This is a genomic window from Blastomonas sp. AAP53, from assembly GCF_000331245.1.
Taxonomy (GTDB): Bacteria; Pseudomonadota; Alphaproteobacteria; order Sphingomonadales; family Sphingomonadaceae; genus Blastomonas.
On the sequence record NZ_ANFZ01000006.1, the window covers coordinates 289491 to 308277 of the forward strand.

The 18787-nt window shown below is 65.3% G+C and carries 18 protein-coding genes; 3 read left to right on the forward strand and 15 right to left on the reverse strand.

From position 1 onward, the window contains the following. Positions 1-2 precede the first annotated feature (2 nt). The 5 genes from glyA to D618_RS0104400 all read right to left on the reverse strand — a co-directional run bounded on the left by glyA (position 3) and on the right by D618_RS0104400 (position 5095). Complete coding sequence (gene glyA, locus D618_RS0104380; protein WP_026091275.1) at positions 3-1313, reverse strand: serine hydroxymethyltransferase; 1311 nt, start codon at positions 1311-1313, stop codon at positions 3-5. A 51-nt stretch (positions 1314-1364) separates the two neighbouring features. Beyond that, the gene (gene rpiB / locus D618_RS0104385; protein WP_017670279.1) at positions 1365-1811 is read right to left on the reverse strand and encodes a ribose 5-phosphate isomerase B; all 447 of its coding nucleotides are present in this window, start codon (positions 1809-1811) and stop codon (positions 1365-1367) included. 163 nt (positions 1812-1974) lie between these two features. Next, positions 1975-3453 (reverse strand): S41 family peptidase, encoded by a 1479-nt coding sequence (locus D618_RS0104390; RefSeq protein ID WP_017670280.1) that lies wholly within the window; start codon positions 3451-3453, stop codon positions 1975-1977. Between the two features lie 56 nt (positions 3454-3509). Next, a complete protein-coding gene (locus D618_RS0104395) occupies positions 3510-4067 on the reverse strand; it encodes an isoprenylcysteine carboxylmethyltransferase family protein (protein ID WP_017670281.1) in 558 nt (185 codons plus the stop codon). Then, positions 4064-5095 (reverse strand): type III polyketide synthase, encoded by a 1032-nt coding sequence (locus tag D618_RS0104400; RefSeq protein WP_017670282.1) that lies wholly within the window; start codon positions 5093-5095, stop codon positions 4064-4066. The genes D618_RS0104395 and D618_RS0104400 overlap by 4 nt, the downstream gene beginning before the upstream one ends. Positions 5096-5314: 219 nt before the next feature. Here D618_RS0104400 and trxB point away from each other — a divergent pair, with 219 nt between their 5' ends. Next, positions 5315-6280, forward strand: a complete 966-nt coding sequence (gene trxB, locus D618_RS0104405) for a thioredoxin-disulfide reductase (RefSeq protein WP_017670283.1) — start codon at positions 5315-5317, stop codon at positions 6278-6280. 82 nt (positions 6281-6362) lie between these two features. Here trxB and D618_RS19645 read toward each other — a convergent pair whose 3' ends face one another. From D618_RS19645 to D618_RS17630, 5 genes are all read right to left on the reverse strand, one after another. After that, complete coding sequence (locus D618_RS19645) at positions 6363-6665, reverse strand: hypothetical protein (protein WP_152414527.1); 303 nt, start codon at positions 6663-6665, stop codon at positions 6363-6365. A 576-nt stretch (positions 6666-7241) separates the two neighbouring features. After that, complete coding sequence (locus D618_RS0104415) at positions 7242-8144, reverse strand: hydrolase 1, exosortase A system-associated (RefSeq protein WP_343207517.1); 903 nt, start codon at positions 8142-8144, stop codon at positions 7242-7244. Next, positions 8063-8758 (reverse strand): hypothetical protein, encoded by a 696-nt coding sequence (locus D618_RS0104420; protein ID WP_017670286.1) that lies wholly within the window; start codon positions 8756-8758, stop codon positions 8063-8065. The genes D618_RS0104415 and D618_RS0104420 overlap by 82 nt, the downstream gene beginning before the upstream one ends. Beyond that, positions 8755-9039, reverse strand: a complete 285-nt coding sequence (locus D618_RS0104425) for a phosphopantetheine-binding protein (RefSeq protein ID WP_017670287.1) — start codon at positions 9037-9039, stop codon at positions 8755-8757. Before D618_RS0104425 ends, D618_RS0104420 begins: the two co-directional genes overlap by 4 nt. Positions 9040-9096: 57 nt before the next feature. Continuing rightward, positions 9097-10131: a GNAT family N-acetyltransferase gene (locus tag D618_RS17630; RefSeq protein ID WP_238550587.1), complete on the reverse strand. Its 1035-nt coding sequence runs from the start codon at positions 10129-10131 to the stop codon at positions 9097-9099. A 42-nt stretch (positions 10132-10173) separates the two neighbouring features. Between D618_RS17630 and D618_RS0104435 the strand changes: the two genes are divergently transcribed. Together D618_RS0104435 and D618_RS0104440 are read left to right on the forward strand one after the other, a co-directional pair. Then, the gene (locus D618_RS0104435) at positions 10174-11712 is read left to right on the forward strand and encodes an acyl-CoA ligase (AMP-forming), exosortase A system-associated (protein WP_026091280.1); all 1539 of its coding nucleotides are present in this window, start codon (positions 10174-10176) and stop codon (positions 11710-11712) included. Beyond that, the gene (locus D618_RS0104440) at positions 11709-12935 is read left to right on the forward strand and encodes a pyridoxal-dependent decarboxylase, exosortase A system-associated (protein ID WP_026091281.1); all 1227 of its coding nucleotides are present in this window, start codon (positions 11709-11711) and stop codon (positions 12933-12935) included. The genes D618_RS0104435 and D618_RS0104440 overlap by 4 nt, the downstream gene beginning before the upstream one ends. A 20-nt stretch (positions 12936-12955) precedes the next feature. Here the strand turns inward: D618_RS0104440 and eda are convergent, their stop codons facing one another. The 5 genes from eda to zwf form a co-directional block, all read right to left on the reverse strand. Further along, complete coding sequence (gene eda, locus D618_RS0104445; protein WP_017670291.1) at positions 12956-13579, reverse strand: bifunctional 4-hydroxy-2-oxoglutarate aldolase/2-dehydro-3-deoxy-phosphogluconate aldolase; 624 nt, start codon at positions 13577-13579, stop codon at positions 12956-12958. After that, a complete protein-coding gene (gene glk / locus D618_RS0104450) occupies positions 13576-14544 on the reverse strand; it encodes a glucokinase (protein ID WP_017670292.1) in 969 nt (322 codons plus the stop codon). Before glk ends, eda begins: the two co-directional genes overlap by 4 nt. A gap of 219 nt (positions 14545-14763) precedes the next feature. Further along, on the reverse strand, positions 14764-16590 hold the full coding sequence (gene edd / locus D618_RS0104455; RefSeq protein ID WP_017670293.1) for a phosphogluconate dehydratase: 1827 nt from the start codon (positions 16588-16590) through the stop codon (positions 14764-14766). A gap of 33 nt (positions 16591-16623) precedes the next feature. Next, a complete protein-coding gene (pgl, locus tag D618_RS0104460; protein ID WP_017670294.1) occupies positions 16624-17328 on the reverse strand; it encodes a 6-phosphogluconolactonase in 705 nt (234 codons plus the stop codon). Then, positions 17321-18769: a glucose-6-phosphate dehydrogenase gene (gene zwf, locus D618_RS0104465; protein WP_026091282.1), complete on the reverse strand. Its 1449-nt coding sequence runs from the start codon at positions 18767-18769 to the stop codon at positions 17321-17323. Before zwf ends, pgl begins: the two co-directional genes overlap by 8 nt. Between the last annotated feature and the right edge of the window lie 18 nt (positions 18770-18787).

Below are 18787 nucleotides of genomic sequence, written 5' to 3' on the forward strand. Positions count from 1 at the left end.
GTTCAAAGCTCCGGGTAGATGGGGAACCGGTCGCACAGGGCCTCGACACGCACGCGCACCGCAGCCTCGACTTCCGGATCGCCATGTTCGCCCTTTTGACGCAGGCCGTCCAGCACGTCTGCGATCATGTCACCGATTTCCCGGAACTCCGCGACGCCAAAACCGCGCGTGGTGCCCGCAGGGCTGCCGACGCGGATGCCGCTGGTCTTGGTCGGCGGCAGCGGATCGAACGGGATGCCGTTCTTGTTGCAGGTGATGCCGGCGCGCTCGAGCGCCTCATCGGCATCTTTGCCGGTGACGCCCAGCGGACGCAGATCAACCAGCGCCAGATGCGTGTCGGTGCCGCCCGCCACCAGGTCCGCGCCGCGTTCCTTCAACCGGCTCGCCAGCGCCTTGGCGTTGTCGATCACCGCGCGCGAATAGCTCTTGAACTCGGGCGTCAGCGCTTCGCCGAATGCGACGGCCTTGGCAGCCACGACGTGCATCAGCGGGCCACCCTGCAGTCCGGGGAACACGGCGGAGTTGAACTTCTTGGCCAGCGCTTCGTCGTTGGTCAGGATCATGCCGCCGCGCGGGCCGCGCAGCGTCTTGTGCGTGGTGGTGGTGGCGACATGCGCGTGCGGGAAGGGCGAGGGATGGACGCCCGCTGCGACCAGCCCTGCAAAGTGCGCCATATCCACCTGGAAGTACGCGCCCACTTCATCGGCGATTTCGCGGAATTTGGCGAAATCTATGTGGCGCGGATAGGCAGAGCCGCCTGCGAAGATCAGCTTGGGCTTGTGCTCGAGCGCCAGGCGGCGGACCTCGTCATAATCGATCAGGTGGGTATCGGGGGTCACGCCATACTGGATCGCGTTGAACCATTTGCCCGACATTGCAGGCCGCGCACCATGGGTGAGATGGCCGCCAGCGTCGAGCGACATGCCCAGAATGGTATCGCCGGGCTTGATCAGCGCCAGCAGCACCGCGCCATTGGCCTGCGCACCCGAATGCGGCTGGACATTGGCATAGGCGCAATCGAACAGCTGGCATGCGCGGTCGATCGCCAGGCGTTCGACATCGTCCGAAGGCTCGCAGCCCTGATAATAGCGCTTACCGGGATAGCCCTCGGCGTACTTGTTGGTGAACACCGAACCCTGCGCCTCGAGCACCGCCTTGGAGACGATGTTTTCCGATGCGATCAGTTCGATCTGTTTCTTCTCGCGGCGCACTTCCTTGGCGATGGCGGCGGCCACGGCAGGGTCGGTCACGGCAAGACCTTCGCTGAAAAAGCCGGTGGATCGGATTTCGTTGATCGCGGGATTGGTGGACATGGCAGGCTCCATCAGGGGCAGGGATTGGAATTGGAACTGGGGGGTGAGGTATCAGGCCGGGGTGAGCATGGCGACGCGCCGCTCATGCCGGCCACCTTCGAACGGGGTGGCCAGGAAGGTCGCAAGGCAATCCTTGGCGGTATCGATACCGATCAGCCGCGCGCCCATGGCGATGACATTGGCGTTGTTGTGCTGGCGTGAAAGGCTGGCGGAGAGATGATCGGAGACAAGCGCGCAGCGGCAGCCCGGATTGCGGTTGACCGCGATCGAAATGCCGATACCCGATCCGCACAAGGCGACGCCGAATTCCGCCGCGCCCGATGCGACATGATCAGCCAGCTTGAAGCCGTAATCGGGGTAGTCGACGCTATCGGTGGTTTCCGGTCCCAGATCGGTCACGGTGTGACCCTGCTCGCGCAGCCATGCGGCAAGCTCTGCCTTCAGGCCGACAGCAGCATGGTCGGATGCCAGAGCGATGGTGCGGGGGGATGAGGTCATGATCAGCGATCCGGGTCGGTTGATGGGCCGCGGGCGACTCCCCGCTTGGCGCGCTATCTAGGCCAGCACGCGACGTGATGCCACCAGTGATTGTGGTGCGGTGGCAGTTTTATGACGACGCGCCATTGCTTTCCCCTCCGGCGCGCGGGAGGGGAGGGAGAGGTCAAAACAGCCCCGGCACCTCGCGCTGCGCCGGCGTCGGTGCAGCTGGCACCAGCAGTTCGCGGTCGCTGGCGATCATGCCGTGCTGCGATTGCGCGCCGATGGCCGACTGGCCGGAAATGTTGCCTGCAGGTCCGTTCAACGCGATCGCGGTGCAGCTGCGCCCGGCGAGAAAATCGAGAGCGCTACGGATCGAGCCTTCCTGCGGATCGCCCAGGGGCCGGGTGAGGTCGTCCGCCGCCTGGCAGGTGACATCGAGCGTGCTGGCAAGCCCGGTGAAATAATCGCCGCCGCCGCGCGAATTGACCGAGCGGAACGCGACGACGCGCACCCGGTCGTCGCAGGCGCTGCGGTCGAGCGCGATCTGGCCCACCGGCTTGCCGAAAGTGTTGCCGCCGACCAGCGCCAGGTTGCGGCCGAGATAGGGTGCCATCGAATTGACCACCAGCTCGCTGGCCGATGCCGTGGCGCTGGTGCCGATGAACGCGATCTTCACCGGGCTCACCGACTCGGCGCGCGGGGCAAAGAACGTGTTCTCGTCCTGTGAACTCTTGGAGGCACGAAAGCGCAGCCCCGAAAACAGGTCGCTGCTTGTCCGATTGCCGCCCAGAAGATCGCCCATCAGCTCGGCGGTGGAAACCAGCCCGCCGCCATTGTAGCGAAAATCGATGATGAACTCGCTGATCCCGGCGCTGCGGAAGCTGGCGAAGGCCTGGCGCAGCGGCGCGTCGGCGGACGATATGAAGGTGCGCAGGTTGATGTAACCGATCTGCCGGCCACCATCCTGAATGATGCGCGTGCCATAGCGGCTCGACACGGCGGGCAGATCGAAGTCCGCCTTGGTCACGCTGACCTCGCGCGATACGCCGCCGCGCGCGACGCGCAGCAGGCGGGTGGTGCCAGCGGTGCTGGGGCCCAGCGCGTTGGTGATTCCGGCAGAGCCCTCCGCCGCAATGATGTCTGCCACGCTGCGCAGATTGGCGCTGCTGGTGCCGATCGCGAGGATCTCGTCGCCCCGGTCAATGCCGGCGGCCAGCCCTGGCGCGCCCTCGAAGCTCTCGCTGATCAGCACGCGGCGGGCAGGGGTGTCGATCGCCAGTCGGATGCCGATCCCGGCGCTCGCTCCGCTGGCGAAAAAGGCGTTTTCCTCGGCGATCGAGGTGATGAAGGTGAAGAACCGGTCCTTGCCCTGCGACCGCGCGGTGGCGGTGAGCGCGTCGATATAGCCCTGCACCGTGGTGAAGCTGTTCGGATTGGCGCTGGTCACCAGCAGTTCGGGGAATAGATACCATTCGTCGAGCACCTCGCGCGCGAAGGTCTGGCGGCTGGCGAGCGAGCAGGTCGAGCTGGGCGTCGGGCTGGGGGCAGGGGCGGAGGCAACCGGCGTCGGCGTTGGCGATGATGCACTGCCGCCGCCTCCTCCCCCGCAACCGGTGAGCAGCAAGGCAGAGCTGGCCAGCAGGCCGACGATATGGCGCATGTATCTGTGTGTCCAAACGAACCGTGTAGCCCGGTACATTAGGACGGCATCAGCGGTCAGGCGACAGATTTTTGCGGGCCCCGCTGCGCCAGCGCTGCGTTCTCCGTCCGGATGCGCACGAACAGGATGCCGAAGTTGAGCAACGTCCACAGCAAAGCGATCTGCACATGGCCGAAGATCAGCGGAATCGTGAGGATTTCGAGCGTCACCACCCAGTAATTGGGGTGCTTGACCAGGCGGTACGGCCCGCCGCTGATCCGCGGGAAATCGGGCGAAGAAATGATCCGCGTCGTCCAGTACGGCCCCAATGTCGCCAGCACCCACAGCCGCGCGATCTGCAAGGCGGCGAAGATGATGAGCAGCGGCCACAGCATCGGTGCGTCTGGTGGCGTGCTCAGCCACAGCGCGAGCAGGAAGCTCGCGTGAATGGCGACCATCAGCGGATAATGCGCGCGGCCATGTTCGACCGCGCCGCGCGCCAGCAGCGCCTTCGTGTTCTTCTGCGCGTAGACGAGTTCGAGCAGTCTTTGCGCCGTCAGCAGCCCCAGTACCACCCATGCCGCCGCCCAGCCGGGCGCCCACACATATTGCGCAAGTTCGGGCGCCTGCATCATCGGTGCAGCACTCCCATCGCGCCGGTAAAGCCTGGGCCGAGCGCAGTCATCAGCAGCGGACCGGTCTCCCCGGTCGCCAAAATCCGCTCGAGCACGAAATGGACGGTGGGCGAGGACATGTTGCCATGATCGGCCAACACCGCGCGCGTCACCGCCAGCCCTTGCGGCAGATGTTCGAAGCACTCTTCGAGCGCATCGACAACCTTGCGTCCGCCGGGATGGCACGCAGGTTCGGTGAGGCTCGCCTTGTCGAGCCCCTCGCGCGCCAGAAAACCATCGACCACCGGCACGAAATGCTCGCGCACGAAGCTGGGCAGGTCGCGCGACAGGATGAGGCCAAGGCCCATGGCGTCGACATCCCAGCCCATCATCGCGCGGCTGCTGGGCCAGGTGTGCTGCGCGAAATTGCCGAGGGCAGGGCCGTCGCCGTCCGCAGACAGCACCACCGCGCTCGCGCCATCGGCGAACAAAGTGGAAGCGATGATCGCCTTTTTCTCGAGATCGCCGAAGCGGAAGGCGAGCGAGCACAGCTCCATTGTCAGCAGCAGTACGCGGCGCTGCGGATCGGCGCGCACCAGATCGCCTGCGACCTGCAGCCCGAGCACGCCGCCCGCGCAGCCATAGCCGAACAGCGGCAGGCATTGCACATCGGCGCGGAACCCCATGGGGGCAAGCATCTGGCTGGGGATCGATGGCGTGGCGATTCCGGTGGAGGAGACGCAGACGATGGCGTCGATCTGGTCGGGTGCGAGCCCCGCCTTGGCCAGCGCCTCGGTCGCGGCGCGTTCGAGCAGCTTTTGCCCCTCGGCGAGATAGACCGCGTTGCGCTGCGGGAAATCGGCCGCGCCCAGATAGAATTCGGGCGGTTGCACGATCGCGCGGCTGTTGACCCCGGTGGTGTCATAGATTGCCGCGACGCGCGCAGGCAGTCCGCGCGGGCTCGCACTCGCCACGACATCGCGGACCTGGTGCTGGGTGATCGCATGGGGCGGAACCAAAGTGGCGATGGACTGGATGCGAGGAAGCATCGGCTCTAGGTGGCGCTGCGCCGGGGGCTTGGCAAGGGTATGGCAGGCTGCGCGGCACAATTGCGCCCGACTCGCGAATCCACCTTGGCAGGCCCGCGACAAATTGCTTTAGCCTCAGGCCAACTTAATCTTGTGCCGCGTGTCCATGCTGCGCCCCTTGTGGGCGGAGCCACCGCGTTCCACATGCCTATCCGTGATTTATCAGAAAGCCGCTTTGCCATGTCCGAAACGATCAAGACCCGCATGCTGATCCTGGGCTCCGGCCCCGCCGGGCTCTCCGCCGCGATCTATGGCGCGCGCGCAGGCCTCAAGCCCATCGTCGTGCAGGGTCTGCAGCCGGGTGGCCAGCTCACCATCACCACCGATGTCGAGAATTACCCCGGCTTCCGCGACGTGGTGCAGGGACCGTGGCTGATGCAGGAAATGCAGGCGCAGGCCGAGCATGTCGGCACGCAGATGATCTACGACACCGTGCTGTCGGTCGACCTGTCGCGCCGCCCGTTCCGCCTGATCGGCGATGGCGGCACGGTGTACGAGGCCGAAACCCTGGTGATCGCCACCGGCGCGCAGGCCAAGTGGCTTGGCGTTCCCGGAGAGCAGGAGCTGGGCGGCAAGGGCGTTTCGGCCTGTGCCACCTGCGACGGCTTCTTCTATCGCGGCAAGAAGGTCGCGGTGATCGGCGGCGGCAACACCGCGGTCGAAGAGGCGCTGTACCTCACCAACCATTCGGACAACGTGACCCTGATCCACCGCCGCGATTCGCTGCGCGCCGAAAAGATCCTGCAGGAGCGGCTGTTCGCCAACCCCAAGATCAATGTGCTGTGGAACAAGGGCGTCGAACGCTTCGTCGGCGGCGGCGAGCCGCACGGGCTGGTCGGCATCGATCTCAAGGACACGGTGACCGGCGAGAGCTCGCACCTCGCGGTCGACGGCGGCTTCGTCGCCATCGGCCACGCGCCTGCGACCGAACTGTTCAAGGGCCATCTTCCGCTCGACCGTGACGGCTATATCGAAGTGACCCCGGGCACGCCGTTCACCAGCGTCCCCGGCGTGTTCGCGTGCGGCGACGTGATGGACAAGGTCTACCGCCAGGCGGTGACCGCGGCCGGTACCGGCTGCATGGCCGCGCTGGATGTCGAGCGGTTTTTGGCAGAGGCGGACTTCGAGGCGATTGCGGCGGAGTGACGGGGGGCTGGCGGGGGCTGCTATTGGGGGGTGTTGCAAGCCTGTCGAATGACGGTTGAAGGGGGAGGATTCCGACCCTCCGCTAGGCGTCGATGGCCGTTTGTTCATGCGCCGCTATGGTGACGCGGACAGTTAACCATTCATAAACCACGAGCAGCATGGCAACTGGTATTACAGCGAGAAAGCCAAACTCCTTCCCCAAGTAAGATGCCAAGGCAAAGGCTGCGACCGCTGGACGTACGCTCGACTTGCCCGCAAGCAGCCGTTTTCCGCATGCGTTGCAAGCAAAAGGCTGACCTCTTTTAAAGTTTGCACGAAAAAATGAAATGGGTGTCCCGCACATGGGGCATTCGCCATTTGCGGATTTGTGTTGTGCCTCTGTCATTTTATAAAATTTGCAGAAAACATGCATATCCGCAACGGGCGGAGTGTTGCATGACAGTTTTTTAGTCACGTTTCTTAGCCGCCACCCCCTCCGCTCAGCCTGAGCTTGTCGAAGGCCCCGCTATACGGCCAGCGTGGGCGCGGGTCCTTCGACTTCGCGGGCTGACGCCCGCGGCTCAGGATGAGCGGAGGTGGGTGGATTAGCGTGTGCTATGGGCCGTTTGCTGACAGCCCGTTGTTTTAGCGAGTTACAAGAACCGCCGCTCCGCGAATGCGCGTTCCCCTCCCTGGACAGGGAGGGGTTAGGGGTGGGTCGTCTGCGCGGAGGGTGCATCTGGACGCCTACCCACCCCCAGCCCCTCCCTCAGAGGGAGGGGAGCAACTTGCAGAACGACGGGGGCGGGGGTGGGTTGATGGGCGTGTGCTTGTGCCATCGGAAACGTGTCCGCTTCCAAAAGCCCCTCTCCTTCAGGGGAGGGGTTGGGGTGGGGAGCGACCGTCGCGCGAAATGGCTGCGCCAGCGATTGCGCGCCGCAACCGCCCCCACCCCTTACCCCTCCCCTGAAGGGGAGGGGCTCTAGTGGCCCAACGCCTCCAATATCCGCTCCCTGAGCCAAGCCTTGTCGTATGCACTCGCAAAGCTGTGCGAGCCGCTGTCGAGGCGGGCCATCGTGAGGTTGGGGTTAGCGCGGGCGGGGGTGAAGGCTTCGCTGTCCCAGTGTTCGAGGAACCACAGAGCGGTGCGGTCGTGTTCGGCGACGAGCAGCTTCGTCGGCAGCGGCGTGGCCGCCAGCGCCTGGCCCAGCCTAGCCGCCAGCCCTGTAACCTGGGCCTTCGCGGTCGCCTGGCGCAACCCGCGCACCAGCTTGCCGAGGTTCACCCCGCCGCTTGCCAGCCGCCACAGTTCGCGCGGGTCTTTGAGCTTGGCGAGATAGCGGCTGCGGATCGCGCCTGCGGTCATCGTCGCGGCGGCTTCGGTCTCGTCGGCCTCGTCGCTCTCGGTCTCCAGCGTCCACATATTGGCGAGGATCAGCGCGTCGATCCCTGCCGCCGGGCCGTAGAGCGCCAGCGAACTCGCCGCATCGCAATTGCCGAATGCCACCAGCCGGGTGAGCGACGGGACGCGCGCACGCATCGCCAGCACGGCGGCGGCGATGTCGTCGGCGCTGGATTCGAAACCGGCGTTTCCGCCACTGCTGTCGCCGATCCCGCGCCGGTCATAGCGCATCACCGGATGGCCTGCGGCTGCGACCGCCGCTGCCAGCGCCGCCATTCCGGCATGCGCACCCGAGCGGATTTCGTTGCCACCGCTGACGATCAGCAGCCCACTGGAGCCGTCGGCGCCATCGAGCGTCGCGGTGAGCGTCTCGCCTGCGCAATCGAAAGTGAAATGCTGCCTCATCCGCGCATCCATGCGGCAATGTCCGCCGCCATCGCCTGCGCCATCGCCGGATCGTGCGCCGGTTCGGCGCGCAGCCACAGCGGCGCGCCTGCAATGCGGCCATCGGCATCGAGCGGATCATCGGCAAAGCGCACCAGCCGCACCGCGCCGCCGCTCGCCGGGGCCGCGCTGTCGAGTTCGCGGATCATGCAGGGCGAGAGGCTGTTGCCTGCCAGTTCGATGCCTTGCGCGCGCGCGGTCTCCATAAGCGCCTCGCTGCTGCTCGCGATGCCCGCCTCACGGTCGCCGGCCATCTTCGTGCGCAGCATCGTGCGGAGCAGCTGTCCGCCCTTGACCGGGGCCAGCCGCCATCGCGGAAGGTCGCCCAGCGCGCCGTCAAGCAATGCGCCGCCCCGGATTGATGCGAAGTGGCTCACCGGCCCCAATTGCTCGGCACACGCGATCAGCGCGGCTTGCCACAGGCTGATGCTGGCGTTTTCGAGGGGCACCGGGCTTTCATTGCAGCCGGGAAGGTCGGGCATCACGCTGGCGATGCCATGCTCGGCCAACGCCCGCGCGCATTCCACCATCAGATGGCGCACGCGGTTGGCCTCGTCGAACAAAGGTGGCAGGATCAGCAGCCTCGGCCCATCTTCAGGGCCGTGGATCAGGCACAGTTCGTCGTTGCCGTCGAACCGGTAAGCGCCGATCACGCGGAGGCCTTGGCCCGCGCGAAATCGACCAGATTGCCGAAATTCTCGAACAGCTCGCCATCGACCTCGTCATCCTCGATCAGGATGTCGAGCCGGTCTTCCATCTCGGTGAGCAGGCCTGCCACCGCCATGGAATCGAGCTCGGGCAGCGCGCCGAACAGCTCGGTGTCGCGGTCAAAGCCCGCCACCTGGCCTTCGGAAAGGCCCAGAATGTCGCGCAGCACCTGACGCACCACGGTTTCGATTGCGTCACTGTGTCCGCTGGTCTCGATTTCGCTCACATATCCCTCGCTGGCTTGTCGCCCTGGCGGCCGTCCCCCTGCCGCGTGAAAGCGGCCTTAGTCCTTTGAAAAACGGGCGGCAAGTCCCGCGACGCGGCTCTTGGCCATGTAGGGCCAAGCCTTGGGCGACTTGGGCCAGATCAGCTCCAGCCGATAGCGCGGGCGGATGTCTTCCATCCAGTCGCGCTTGTAGGCATCGTTGCCGGTGCCGAAATCGACCAGATCGACGCCGTCGGTATCGATGACATGAGCAAACAGCGCATGCGTCAGCAACGTGCCGGGCGAGGCCTGGATGTGGCGTTCGTCATGCGCCAGCTTGTGGATATAGGCGGTGCCATTCTCGACCGTCCAGAATTGCGCAGCGACCGCAACGCCATCGATGCTGGCGATGCCCATGCGCAGCCGCCCGGCTTCCGCCTCGCGCTGGGCGAGCCAGCGCAGGAATTCCGGGTTGCCCTCTTCGGGCTTCCAGCTGCGCGCATAGATCGTCTCGTAATCGGCCCAGTCCTGTGCGTCGAAGCGGGTTTCGATGCGCAAGGTCACCACGCCCTTGTTGCCCTTGCGCTTGACCGTCGAGCGCAGCTGGCCGGGGCGGCCCTGCCAATATTCGTCAAAGCTGCGTCCGCGCACGTGCAGCACGTGGTTCTCGTCGCATTGTTCGCGGCGCACTGTCCAGCCGACGCTGGCGAAAGTGTCGGCAATCAGGCTGGCCGATCCGCACTCATCGGGCACGGGCGAGAGGATCAGCCGGTGCGTGGTCTTGGCTAACTTGCGCGCGACGCGCGTCATGAGCGTGCGTTTGCGCTCCGCATCGGGCGTTCCACCAAAGACCGGTCGCCAGATGAAGCTGTACCAGTTGGCCATCGATTTGAGGCCCGAGCGGCCATTGTCGACCAGATGCAGCTTCACCGCATCGCCGTCCATCGCGGCATAGGCAATGTGCGGGGCGTGATCGGCCAGGCAATGGCGGTGCAGGCCATCGAACCACAAGGCGCGATCAAACAGGCCGATGCGATCTGCATCACAGGCAGCAGAAACCCGGTGCGCTATGCTCACCTTGGGGTTATCATGATATTCATCATTCAACGTCATGAACCCCATGATACCGCGTCTTCCCTAAAACCCAGGCCGTTCGTGATTTCGATCAATCCCACTCCGCAACCGCTCGATCATCTGGCACTTCGAGGCGAAGGCTCTGCCAGCGCCCTGCTGCTGCGCGAAGAGACACTTAGCTACGACACGTTAAACTTGCGTATCGGTTTGCTTGCCCATTGGTTAACTATCAACGGGCTGGTGCATGGCGACCGGGTGGCGACATGGTTGCCCAAGAACGAGACCACCTGCCTGATGCCGCTGGCGGCTGCAAGGGCGGGGCTGGTGCATGTGCCGATCAATCCGGTGCTCAAACGCGCGCAGGTCGCCCATATCCTGGCCGATAGCGGCGCGAAGCTGCTGATCGCCAATCGCAGCCGCCTCGCCACGCTGATCGAGGGCGATACGCCCGAAAGCTGCGCGGTGATCGAGGATGATGCGGCGATGGCCGCGTGGAAGGCGGGGGCGCACAGCATGGCCCCGTCGGCGCACGATCCGCATGATCTGGCGGCGATCCTCTACACCTCTGGCTCCACCGGCAAGCCCAAGGGCGTGATGCTCAGCCATGCCAATATGTGGCTGGGCGCGATCAGCGTGGCGAGCTATCTGGGACTTGCAGCCGACGACCGCACCTTGTGCGTGCTGCCGCTCAGCTTCGATTACGGGCAGAACCAGCTGCTGTCGACCTGGGCCGCAGGCGGCGCGGCGGCTCCGCTCGATTATCTGATGCCGCGCGATGTCATCAAATCGTGCGCGCGGCACCATATCACCACGCTGGCTGCGGTGCCTCCGCTCTGGACGCAACTGGTCGAGATCGAATGGCCTGCCGAGGTAATCGGCACGATGCGGCGGCTGACCAACAGCGGCGGTGCGCTCAGTCCCGCTCTCGTCAAGCAACTGCGCGGGATATTCCCCGAGACGCGCATTTTCGCGATGTATGGCCTGACCGAAGCGTTTCGTTCGACCTATCTCGACCCGGCATTGATCGACGGCAACCCGACGTCGATCGGCACCGCGATCCCGTTTGCCGAGATTCTGGTGGTCAATGATGCAGGCGCGGATGCCGCACCCGATGAGGAGGGTGAGCTGGTGCATGCCGGCCCGCTGGTCGCACAGGGCTATTGGCAGGATGACGTGCGCACCGCCGAACGCTTCAAGCCCGCGCCTGCGTTCTCGGTGCATGGCGGCATGGCGGTCTGGTCGGGCGACCGCGTGCGGCGCGACGCGCAGGGCCTCTTGTATTTCGTCGGGCGGCGCGATGCGATGATCAAGTCTTCGGGCAACCGGATCAGCCCGGCAGAGATCGAGGACGCGGCGACATCGACCGGCCTTGCCGCCGAAGCCGTGGCACTGGGCGTGCCCGATCCGCAGCTCGGGCAGGCGATCCTGCTGCTGGTGCGCCCGGCGCAGGTTGCGCAGCCGGCGCAGCTGGTCGATGATCTGATGATCGCTTTGAAACGCGAACTGCCCGCCTTCATGCTGCCCCGCACAGTGGAGCTGTTCGACAGCTTCCCCAAGAACCCCAATGGCAAGATCGACCGTGCATTGCTGGTCGCCCAGATCGAGGAACGTTTCGCATGAAGCCTTTGGGGCCGATTCCGCCGGGCTTTGCGGCTATGGATGGTGAGCTTGCGGTGCAGGGCATCAAGGCGAGCGAGCTGGTGGAGCGCGCAGGCGACAGTCCGTGCTTTGTCTATTCATCCGACATGCTGCGCGCGCGTGTCGCTTCGCTGCGCGCTGCGATGCCGCAGCGGCTTTCGATCCATTATGCGATGAAGGCCAATCCGTTTGCACCGGTGTTGCAGCTGATGGCGTCGCTGGTCGATGGCATCGACATCGCGTCGGCAGGCGAGCTGGTGCTGGCGCAGGCGGCGGGGGCAGACCCTTCGAAGATCAGCTTTGCAGGGCCCGGCAAGCGCGACCGTGATCTGGAAGCGGCGATCGCGGCCGGGGTCACGCTCAATCTCGAATCCGAAGGCGAGGCGGATCGCGCGCTTGCCATCGGGCAGCGCATCGGCGTTCAGCCGCGGCTGGCAGTGCGGGTCAATCCGGACTTCGACCTGCGCGGGTCGGGCATGCGGATGGGCGGCGGGGCCAAGCCGTTCGGGATTGATCAGGAGCGCGTTCCCGCGCTGGTCAAGCATATCCTTTCTGAAGGCGCGCATTGGCGCGGTTTTCACATCTTTGCCGGATCGCAGGCGCTCGACGCTGATGCGATCATCGAGACGCAGGGCAAGACGCTCGATCTGGCTGCGCAACTGGCCGAGGAGGCGGGCGCGCCGCTGGAGCATCTCAACCTGGGCGGCGGAATGGGCATCCCCTATTTTCCGGGGGACAAGCCGGTCGATATCATCAAGGTGGGCGCGGCTCTGGGCGAACGCTTCGCAGAACTGCCGCCGGTGCTCAGCGACACGCATTTCGCGATGGAGCTGGGCCGCTGGCTGGTCGGCGAGGCGGGCGTGTATCTCACGCGGATCATCGACCGCAAGACCAGCCATGGCGAACTGTACCTCGTCACCGATGGCGGGTTGCACCATCAGCTCGCCGCCAGCGGCAATTTCGGCACCGTGGTGCGCCGCAACTATCCTGTCGCGATCGCGAGCCGCTTCGATGCGGAAGCGTCAGAAGAGGCCAATGTCGTCGGCTGCCTGTGCACCCCGCTCGACCGGCTGGCCGACAAGGCGCATTTGCCACAAGCGCAAGTGGGTGATCTGGTCGCGGTATTCTGCGCCGGGGCTTATGGCGCGACCGCCAGCCCGGCGGATTTCCTGGGCCATGGCAAGGCCCCGGAAATCTTGGTCTAACCGAGCAATCGGGCCAGCAATCAGCCCAGCGAGCACGCCGCAGCGGCATTGCGCTGGATCGCGGCCACGTCGATCGGGCCAGCCGGGATCATCCAGCTGCCGCCGACGCACAACACCGGATCAAGCGCCAGCCAGTTGCCTGCGGTCTCCAACGTCACGCCGCCGGTGGGGCAGAACTTGCACTGGCCGAACGGTGCGCTGAGCGCCTTGAGCGCCGGAATGCCGCCTGCGGCCATCGCGGGGAAGAACTTGAAATGCGTGAGGCCCAGATCCAGCCCGCGCATGATGTCGCCCGCATTGGCGGTGCCGGGCAGAAACGGAACGCCGTTGGCGATCGCCGCCTTGCCGAGGCTCTCGGTGAGGCCGGGCGAGACGATGAATTCCGATCCGGCCTTCAGCGCTGCATCGAGCGTCTGGGTGTCGATCACCGTGCCAGCACCGACGATCGCGCCTTCGACCTGCTTCATCAGCGCGATCGCTTCCAGCGCGGCGGGGGTGCGCAGCGTGACTTCCAGCACCTTGAGTCCGCCTGCGACCAGCGCCTGTGCCATCGGCACGGCATCGGCGACATCGTGGATGACGATCACCGGAATGACCGGCGCGGTCAGCATGATTGTCTCGATGGCGGCGGGGCTGGTGGTCATGCGGCATTCTCCTGGGCAAAGGCGGCGGCGGCCCCGAACAGGCCGGGCTGGGGATGGTCGATCAGCTTGACGGGAATCGTCTCCATCAGCCGCTGGAACCGGCCCTTGGCGACAAAGCGCTCCTCGAACCCGGACTGCGGCAGACGGTCTGCAATCCGCTGACCAAGCCCGCCGGCGATTACCACCGCGCCCGCGCCCTGCGCCAGCGCAAAATCGCCCGCCGCTGCGCCCAGGCTCAGGCAGAAGCGATCGAACGCGGCGGCGGCGAGGCTGTCCTCGCCCGACAGCGCGAGCTGCCACAATGTCTTGTCGTCCATGCTCACGACCGCGCGGCCCTCGATGCTCGCCAGCGTCTCGTAGATGGCAGCAAGGCCCGGCCCCGAACACACCCGCTCCACCGATACCCGCCGGTGCTGGCGCCGCAACCGCGCCAGGATCGCGTCCTCGGTCGAATCGAGCGGCGAATAGTCGACATGCCCGCCTTCGGTTTCCACCGCGCGATAGCCATCGGCGCTGCGCAAGACATAGGCAACGCCCAGGCCCGTGCCCGGGCCGATGACGGTGATGACGCCGGTGTCGGGCAGGTCGCCCTCAGGTCCGCACAGGTGCGAGAAGCTTGCGCCGTCGCAGTGCTGCACGGCGTGTGCGACCGCGCCGAAATCGTTGATGAGCACATAGTGATCGACGTTCAGCTTTTCGCGGACCAGCGCCGGGCGGATGACCCAGGGGTTGTTTGTCATTTTCAGCACCTCGCCGCGGATCGGCGTGGCCAGCGCGATGGCAGCGGCGCGCGGCAGCGGCTGACCAATCTGCTCGCCAAACGCCTCCCAGGCGGTCTGCAGGCTGGCATATTCGGCGCATTTGAGCGTGACCGGCTCGTCCAGATGGGTGACTCGGCTATCCTCGATGGTCGCGAGCGCGAACCGCGCATGGGTGCCGCCTATATCGGCTGTGACGATCTGCATGATGGGCCTACCTTTGAGAGCATGTGAGGAGGAGGGGGCGGCACATGACGTCCCTCGACTTCCCGGCAGAGCCGGGAAGTTTATCCCGAGCGGCTGGCTTGCCAGCCAGCCGAGGGGCTCGGGAACTCGGAGAGGTTTGGGTGAATTTAAACGAACACAATTCCGTTTGTCCCGAGCGAAGTCGAGGGAAGTGAAGTGCAACCGGGAGGGAGAGACCCGTCACAGCCCCGCCATCGCCAGCATCGCGCTCGCCCCCGCTTCGGCATTGTCGCTCGATGCGCGCATCAGGGCGAAGAGCTCGCGCCCGGTGCCCAGAGGCTGCGAGGGCTGCGTTGCGACCGGACGTGATTCCCAGTCGGAGCCGTCCACCGCCACGCTGATCGTGCCCGCCACCGCATCGAGCCTTACGATATCGCCATCGTGCAGCCGCGCGAGCGGGCCGCCATCGCATGCCTCTGGCCACAGGTGGATCGCAGCGGGCACCTTGCCCGATGCACCCGACATGCGGCCATCGGTGACCAGGGCCACCTTGAATCCGCGGTCCTGCAGCACGCCCAGCGACGGGGTGAGCTTGTGCAGTTCGGGCATGCCATTGGCGCGGGGACCCTGGAAGCGGACGACGACCACGACATCGTGATCCAGTTCGCCCGCCTTGAACGCGGCGATCACGGCATCCTGATCGTCGAACACCCGCGCTGGCGCTTCGATGGTCCAGCGGGCCGGATCGACCGCGCTGGTCTTGACCACGCCGCGCCCCAGATTGCCCTCGACGAGCCGCATGCCGCCATCGGGCTGGAATGCGGCGCTGACCGGGCGCAGCATCGCTTCGTCGCGGGTCACTTCGGGCGAGGGCGCGAACATCAATGAGCCTGCATCGTCGAGTACGGGGTCGACCGCGTAATCGAGCAGGGACTGGCCCGACACAGTCATGATGTCGGTGTGGAGCAGGCCGTTGGCCGCGAGTTCGCGGATGATGAAGCCGATGCCGCCAGCTGCATGGAAATGGTTCACATCGCCCGATCCGTTGGGATAGACGCGCGCCAGCAGCGGGATAATGGCGGACAGCTCGCTCAGGTCCTGCCAGTCGATATGGATGCCCGCCGCGCGCGCCATAGCGGGCAGGTGGATGGCGTGATTGGTCGATCCGCCGGTGCACAGCAGGCCGATGCAGGCATTGACGATCGCCTTTTCATCGACGCAATGGCCGAAGGGGCGGTAATCATCACCATTCCAGCCGATCTGCGTCACGCGGTGCGTGGCGGCGCGGGTGAGTTCCTGCCGCAGCTTGGTGCCCGGGTTGATGAAGGCAGAGGCCGGCACGTGCAGCCCCATCATCTCCATCATCATCTGGTTGGAATTGGCAGTGCCATAGAAGGTGCAGGTTCCCGCGCCATGATAGCTCGCAGACTCGGCCTCGAGCAGCTCTTCGCGGCCGACCTTGCCCTCGGCGTAGAGCTGGCGGACGCGCTGCTTTTCCTTGTTGGCAAGGCCAGAAGGCATCGGGCCTGCGGGCACGAGGATGGTCGGGATATGGCCGAACCGGGCTGCGGCGATGAACAGTCCGGGCACGATCTTGTCGCAGATGCCCAGCAGCAGGGCGCCTTCGAACATGCCGTGGCTCATCGCGATGGCGCTGCCCATGGCAATGTTGTCGCGGCTGAACAGCGACAGTTCCATGCCCAGCTGGCCCTGGGTCACGCCATCGCACATCGCGGGCACGCCGCCTGCGACCTGCGCGGTGGCGCCGACTTCGCGGGCGAAGATCTTGATCTGCTCAGGATAGCGGCCATAGGGCTGATGCGCCGAAAGCATGTCGTTGTACGCAGTGACGATGCCGATGTTCATCGCCTTGCCCGCGCGGATCGCGGGCTTGTCGTCACCGGCTGCCGCAAAGCCATGCGCCAGATTGCCGCACGACAGGGTGGGGCGGTGCACGCCCTTGTCGCGTTCGCGCGCGATGAAATCGAGATACGCCTGACGCTTGGGCTTTGAGCGTTCGATGATCCGCTGGGTGATGCGTTCAAGCTCGGGGTGAAGCTGCGTCATGGGTATCTCGTTTCAATTCATGTGAGGGGCGATTTATTTCGCCCAGTGGATGTCTACCGGCAGTTCGACGGCGCTCAGCACCTTGCCGATCGGATAGTCCGAGGCGTCGGCCTGCTTGATCGCGGTCTCCAGCACCTTCTTCTTGTCCTTGCCGGTGATCGCGATCATCAGCGCGCGCGCCGAGGCGATGGCGGGCAGCGACAGGGTGACCCGCGCCACCGGAGCGTCCTTGGGCAGCGGATCGGGCATCACGCCCAGAGCGCGGCGGTCGGCAGGCGCGGCAAGCGCCTCTTCCAGATCGGGTCCGGGGAAGATCGACGCGGTGTGGCCGTCGGTGCCCATGCCGAGCAGGCACAGGTCGAGCGGCCAGTGGAAATCGGCCAGACGCGCATTGGCCGCATTGCCGCACGCCTTGTAGTCGTTTGCCGCCTCGCTGATGATCGGAATCACGCGTGCGCCCTTGGGCAGGAAGGTCTTGGCCAGCATCGTCACGTTGGACAGCGCATCGCCCATCGGGACGATCCGGTCGTCGGTGGGGATGATCGTGACCTTCTTCCAGTTGATCTTGGCTTCGGCCAGCTTGGCATAGGCGGCCTGCGGCGTGCTGCCGCCGGCCAGTGCGATCACCGCATTGCCGCGCGCATCGATCGCGTTCTCGATGATGAAGCCGATGTCGCCCGCGAGCGCGTCCGCCATTTCGGCAGCATCATCATAATCCCACCACTCAATCTCAGTCATTCCAGCTAACCCCGTCTCGTTCTGTCAGGGCAATGGCGGCGCTTGGCCCCCAGCTGCCCGACCCATAGCTTTTCGGCTCGATTCCGTGATCGACCCACGTCTGGCGGATCGCATCGACCCAGCGCCACTGCGCCTCCACCTCATCGCGGCGGACGAACAATGTCGGCTCACCATCAACGAGGTCGAGCAGCAATCGTTCATAGGCAATACGACGCTGCGCCTTGGAAAAGGCTGCGGTCAGCGACAGATCCAGCGGCACTTCGCGCAGGTTCAGCCCGCCGCGGTCGAGTCCAGGCTCCTTCGCCATCACCAGCAGGCGGACATATTCCTCGGGCTGCAGGCGGATGACGAGCCGGTTCGACGACAGTCTGCCACCGCGCTGCGCAAAGATATTGTGCGGCACCGGCTTGAACTGGATGACGATCTCGCTGCGCCGTTCGGACAGCCTCTTGCCGGTGCGCAGATAGAAGGGCACGCCCTGCCAGCGCCAGTTGTCGACATGCGCCTTGATCGCGACGAAGGTTTCCGTGCCCGACGGCTTGCCCAGATCGTCGGCATAGGAGTGGACCGATTTGCCGCCGACCGCGCCTTCGCCATATTGGCCGCGCACCACTTCATTGGGTGCCACCGGGCGCAACGAGCGCAGCACCTTGACCTTTTCGTCGCGGATCGAGGTTGCATCGAACTCGGCAGGCGGTTCCATCGCGATCAGTGCGAGCAGTTGCAGGATATGGTTTTGCACCATGTCGCGCAGCGCGCCGGTATCGTCGTAAAAGCCGTGGCGGCCTTCAAGGCCCACGGTTTCGGACACGGTAATCTGGATGTGCTCGATGCCGTTCGCATTCCAGAGCGGCTCGAACATCATGTTGGCAAAGCGCAGCGCCATCAGGTTCTGCACGGTTTCCTTGCCCAGATAATGGTCGATGCGGAAGGTGCGGCTTTCGGGGAAGGCATGCGCCACCGCATCGTTGATCGCGCAGGACGAGGCGAGATCGTTGCCCAGCGGCTTTTCCAGCCCGATGCGAACCATCTCGCCGGCCAACCCCGCCGATTTCAGGCCCTGGATGGTCGGCGTGAACAGGAATGGCGCGGTCGACAGGAAGATCGACATGCCGCCCGATATGTCACCCAGCCGGTCGGCAAGCGCGGCAAAGCCATCCAGCTTGGAGGCATCGAGCGGCTGGTAGCTGACCCGTTCCAGAAAGCTTGCGATCTTGGCTGCGTCCTGGCGTTCTTCGGGCAGGAACTGCGTCAGTGCTTCGCCTGCCAGCGTGCGAAAACCAGCGTCGTCCATCTCGCTGCGCGCGGTGCCCATGATCCTGAGATCCGGGGCAATCAGGCCGTCGGCGTGCAGCGCATAGAGCGAGGGAAGCAGCATGCGCTTGGACAGGTCGCCTGTCGCACCAAACAAAAGCAGCGTCCGGGATTGCGCATTCGCCATGAGGTTTCCTATCCTTTT